Below are 4392 nucleotides of genomic sequence, written 5' to 3'. Positions count from 1 at the left end.
CAGCGCCCGTCCGGCAGGCGCTGGCTCAGGCACAGGCGGGTCGCGGTCCAGGGCTGTTCGGGGCGGCTCCATTCGATCCAGGCCAGCCGCTCGCCGTCGGGGCTGAGCGCCGGCGAGGCGTAGAAATCGGCGCCGGCCGCGATCACTCGGCGCGCCCCGTCGCCCCGGGCGATGCTCACCAGGCGATGCACGACGCCTTCGCCACCGCGTGCCTCTTCCAGCGCGACGATGGCATCGGCGCGGCGGTCGTACTGCAGGTCGCCGTAGCGGCAATCGGCTCGCCGGGTCAACGCGAGCGGTTGCGCTGGCACAGAGCTTTCCGGCTCGCCGAGATCCTGCAGGTAGATTTGCTGGTCCGCCTCGTTGACGAACGCCACGTCCTGCCCGGCCAGGCAGAAGGCGCCGCCGCCGTATTCGTAGACGCGGCTACGCAGCGAGAAGCCCGCTGGCGTCAGGCAGGTCGCCGCCCCGCCCCGCCACTGCCATAGCGTGCAGCGCGCGTCGGCCGGCTCGTAGGCGAGCCAGAACAGGCCGTCCGCTCCGGCGCGCAGCTCGGCGAAATCCCGGCTGGCCGCGGCTGCGGCGGCGGCGCTCCAGGCGCTGGGCCAGAAGCCGTAGGGACGGCAGGTAGTCATGGCAGGCGGCCTCACGCCTTGAGGATCAGCCGGGAGGCCTTCTCGTTGCGGTACTGCAGCTGATCGAGACCCAGCGCGCCGTGCTCCGCCTGTTCGCGGGCGGCGAGTATCCTGCCGTGTTGCGGCGACTTGCTGCAGACCGGGTCGGCATTCGCCGCATCGCCGGTGAGCATGAAGGCCTGGCAGCGGCAGCCGCCGAAATCCCGCTCCTTTTCGTCGCAGCTGCGGCAGGGCTCGGGCATCCAGTCGTAGCCGCGGAAGCGGTTGAAGCCGAACGAATGTCGCCAGATGTGCTCGATACTGTGCTCGCGCACGTTGGGAAATTGCACCGGCAGCTGGCGCGCGCTGTGGCAGGGCAAGGCGGTGCCGTCCGGGGTGATGTCGAGGAACAGGTTGCCCCAGCCGTTCATGCAGGCCTTCGGGCGCTCCTCATAGTAGTCGGGGGTGACGAAGATCAGCTTGCAGGGATGGTTCTGGGCGGCGAGCTTCTCGCGCCATTCGTTGGTGATCCGCTCGGCGCGTACCAATTGTTCCTTGCTCGGCAGCAGGCCGGCGCGGTTGAGCTCCGCCCAGCCATAGAACTGGCAGGTGGCGAGCTCGACGAAATCGGCCTCCAGTTCCACGCACAGCTGGATGATCCGCTCGATGTTGTCGATGTTGTGCCGGTGGGTGACGAAGTTGAGCACCATCGGGTAGCCGTGCCGCTTCACCGCGCGGGCCATCTCGAGCTTCTGGGCGAAGGCCTTCTTCGAACCGGCCAGCAGGTTGTTCACCTCCTCGTCGGCGGCCTGGAAGCTGATCTGGATGTGGTCGAGCCCGGCCGCGGCGAAGCTGGCGATCTTCGCCTCGCTGAGGCCGATGCCGGAGGTGATCAGGTTGGTGTAGTAGCCCAGCCCGCGCGCGGCGCGGATCAGCTCCGTCAGGTCCTGGCGCACCAGCGGCTCGCCGCCGGAGAAGCCGAGCTGCGCCGCGCCCATTTCGCGGGCCTGGCGGAACACCTCGATCCACTCGGCGGTGCTCAGCTCCTCATGGCTGCGGGCGAAATCCAGTGGGTTGGAGCAGTACGGGCACTGCAGCGGGCAGCGATAGGTCAGCTCGGCCAGCAGCCACAGCGGCGGGCCGGGCTCGTGGCCGGGTTTAGCGAAGCTCGATCCAGAACCGTTCAACGGCCACCTCCAGGAACGCCAGGATGTCTTCCTCGATGCCCTCGGCCTCGGGGAAATGCGCCTGCAACTCGGCGACGATGCCGCCGACGGTACGCGCGCCATCCACCCGCTTGAGGATCTCGCTGGCGCTGTCGTTGAGCTTGATCATGCCTTCCGGGTAGAGCAGCACGTGGCCGTCCTGCGCCGGCTCGAACTGGAAGCGGTACCGCGGCGGAAGGTCGGGACTTTCAGCAGGATGTTCTCGTTCATATCGGCTCACTCGCCAAAGGCCGAGGTGCGACGGCCGTAGGGTGGCAAACAAGGGTGGAAAAGACCTGCGGTTCGTTTTCCACCCTACGCGCTTCGCCGTGCTCACAGCGCGATGCCCCGGTGCCAGACCCGCTCGCGGGTAACGGTGTGATACGGCGGGCGGTCCAGTTCGTAGGCCATGCTCATGGCGTCGAGCATGCTCCACAATACGTCGAGTTTGAACTGCAGGATCTCCAGCATGCGCTCCTGGGCCTCGCGGGTGCGGTAATGCTCCAGGGTGATGCGCAGGCCGTGCTCGACGTCGCGGCGGGCTTCCTTGAGCCGCTTGCGGAAGTAGTCGTAGCCGGAGGCGTCGATCCACGGGTAGTGCTGCGGCCAGGCGTCCAGGCGCGACTGGTGGATGGTCGGCGCGAAGAGTTCGGTCAGCGAGCTGCTGGCCGCCTCCTGCCAACTGGCGCGGCGGGCGAAGTTGACGTAGGCGTCCACGGCGAAGCGCACGCCCGGCAGCACCAGTTCCTGCGACAGCACCTGCTCGCGCTCCAGTCCCACCGCTTCGGCCAGCCGCAGCCAGGCCTCGATACCGCCCTCCTCGCCAGGCGCCCCGTCGTGGTCGATGATGCGCTGTATCCACTCGCGACGGGTGGCGCGGTCCGGGCAGTTGGCCATGATCGCCGCGTCCTTCACCGGAATGCAGACCTGGTAATAGAAGCGGTTGGCCACCCAGCCTGAATCTGCTCGCGCGTCGCCTGCCCGGCATACATCGCACGATGAAAGGGATGATGGATGTGGTAGTACTCGCCCTTGGCACGCAGTGCCTGTTCGAATTCGGCGGGGGACATGGCTGGCAGGTTCATCAGGGCTTCCTATGCGGGTGTCCGGCCGATCGGCGCATCAGGCGCACCCTCGGCTCTGTCGTGATGCGGCGCGCCGCGGCTAACTACAGCTCGATGCTCATGCCGTCGAAGGACACTTCGATGGCGTGCTCGTCCAGGATCGCGCGCTCGGGCGAGTCCTCGTCGAGGATCGGGTTGGTGTTGTTGATGTGGATGAGGATCTTGCGGGCTGCCGGCAGCGCGTCGAGCACCTCGATCATGCCGCCCGGGCCGCTCTGCGGCAGGTGGCCCATCGCGCTGCCGAGCTTGCTGCCCACCTCGCGCACGAGCATCTCGTCGTCACGCCACAGCGTGCCATCCACCAGCAGGCAATCGGCCTCGCGCATGGTCTCGAACAGCTCGGGGCTGAGCTGGCCCAGCCCCGGCGCGTAGAACAGCTTGCCGCCGCTGCGCAGGTCCTCGATCAGCAGGCCGATGTTGTCGCCCGGATGCGGATCGTGCCGGTGCGGCGAATACGGCGGCGCGGAACTGCGCAGCGGGATCGGCGTGATAGCCAGATTCGGGCAGCAGGGAACCGCGAAGCGACCGTCCAGGGCGATGGGGTTCCACTGCAGCCCGCCATTCCAGTGCTCGAGCATGTTGAACAGCGGAAAGCCGCTGGTCAGGTCCTGGTGCACCATCTCGGTACACCAGACCTGGTGTGGACAGCCTTCGCGCAGCGTCAGCAAGCCGGTGGTGTGGTCGATCTGGCTGTCCAGCAGGATGATCGCGCCAATCGCCGTGTCACGCGGCGCACGGGCCGGCTGCAGCCTGGGAAAGGCCTCCAGCTGGGTGCGGATATCCGGCGAGGCGTTGCACAGGATCCAGTTCACGCCGTCGTCGCTGACGGCGATGGAGGACTGGGTGCGTGGCCGGGCGTTCAGGGCGCCGGCCCGCAGCCCGGCGCAATTGGCGCAGTTGCAGTTCCACTGCGGAAAACCACCGCCCGCGGCGGAGCCGAGAATCTGGATGAACATGGACGACCCCAAAAATGCGAGCCCCGGCCGGAGCCGGGGCTGATTCGATCAACGGTTAGCGAAGTACATGGTGACTTCGAAACCAATACGCAGGTCGGTGAAAGCGGGTTTGGTCCACATGGTCGATCCTCTTGTTATAGGCGCCGGAAGATTCCGACAGCCCAATTAAGCCCCCTGATCCGCCTTGAGCAGAATGGTACTTTGGAAGGAGACAGCGCCGTGCCTTGGTAGTGCCCGATGGGGGCACTCGATCCATTACAGCACGTTGGCTGCCAGTTGCCAGGCGAGACTGCATCAGCGGCATCGCACGCCCTTGCATTGCGCCGGGGAAACGCATTGGTGTCGGCGCAGGCGGAACCGGAGTAGCCGTACGACGGTGACGGCCGGTCGCCCGGAACACATAAAAAGGTTCTTTGCATTTCATGGGGACATGGTTGTTTGACACCGGACTGGCAAGATTGGGTGTGTTGAATGAAAGTTTTGCTTTCATGGG

Annotated in this window: 3 protein-coding genes and 3 pseudogenes; all 6 read right to left on the bottom strand. The window is 66.5% G+C overall.

Annotated elements, in window-relative coordinates:
- A pseudogene (locus tag BAY1663_RS22195) lies at window positions 1-635 on the bottom strand (S9 family peptidase); the annotation flags it as partial.
- A gap of 11 nt (window positions 636-646) precedes the next feature.
- Window positions 647-1801 carry a pyrroloquinoline quinone biosynthesis protein PqqE gene (pqqE, locus tag BAY1663_RS22190; protein ID WP_037045172.1) on the bottom strand — a complete coding sequence of 385 codons (1155 nt, stop codon included), beginning with the start codon at window positions 1799-1801 and terminating at the stop codon, window positions 647-649.
- Window positions 1773-2050 (bottom strand): annotated as a pseudogene (pqqD, locus tag BAY1663_RS22185) (pyrroloquinoline quinone biosynthesis peptide chaperone PqqD). Before pqqD ends, pqqE begins: the two are co-directional and overlap by 29 nt.
- Before the next feature lie 102 nt (window positions 2051-2152).
- Window positions 2153-2904 (bottom strand): annotated as a pseudogene (pqqC, locus tag BAY1663_RS22180) (pyrroloquinoline-quinone synthase PqqC).
- An 83-nt stretch (window positions 2905-2987) separates the two neighbouring features.
- On the bottom strand, window positions 2988-3899 hold the full coding sequence (gene pqqB / locus BAY1663_RS22175; RefSeq protein WP_037045171.1) for a pyrroloquinoline quinone biosynthesis protein PqqB: 912 nt from the start codon (window positions 3897-3899) through the stop codon (window positions 2988-2990).
- 48 nt (window positions 3900-3947) lie between these two features.
- Window positions 3948-4019 carry a pyrroloquinoline quinone precursor peptide PqqA gene (pqqA, locus tag BAY1663_RS24285; protein ID WP_003253598.1) on the bottom strand — a complete coding sequence of 24 codons (72 nt, stop codon included), beginning with the start codon at window positions 4017-4019 and terminating at the stop codon, window positions 3948-3950.
- Window positions 4020-4392 lie beyond the last annotated feature (373 nt).

It is taken from the genome of Pseudomonas sp. BAY1663, from assembly GCF_000582595.1.
Taxonomy (GTDB): domain Bacteria; phylum Pseudomonadota; class Gammaproteobacteria; order Pseudomonadales; family Pseudomonadaceae; genus Stutzerimonas; species Stutzerimonas stutzeri_AF.
The sequence above is the reverse complement of the archived record's forward strand: the minus strand, read 5'-3'. Positions and strand labels throughout refer to the sequence as shown.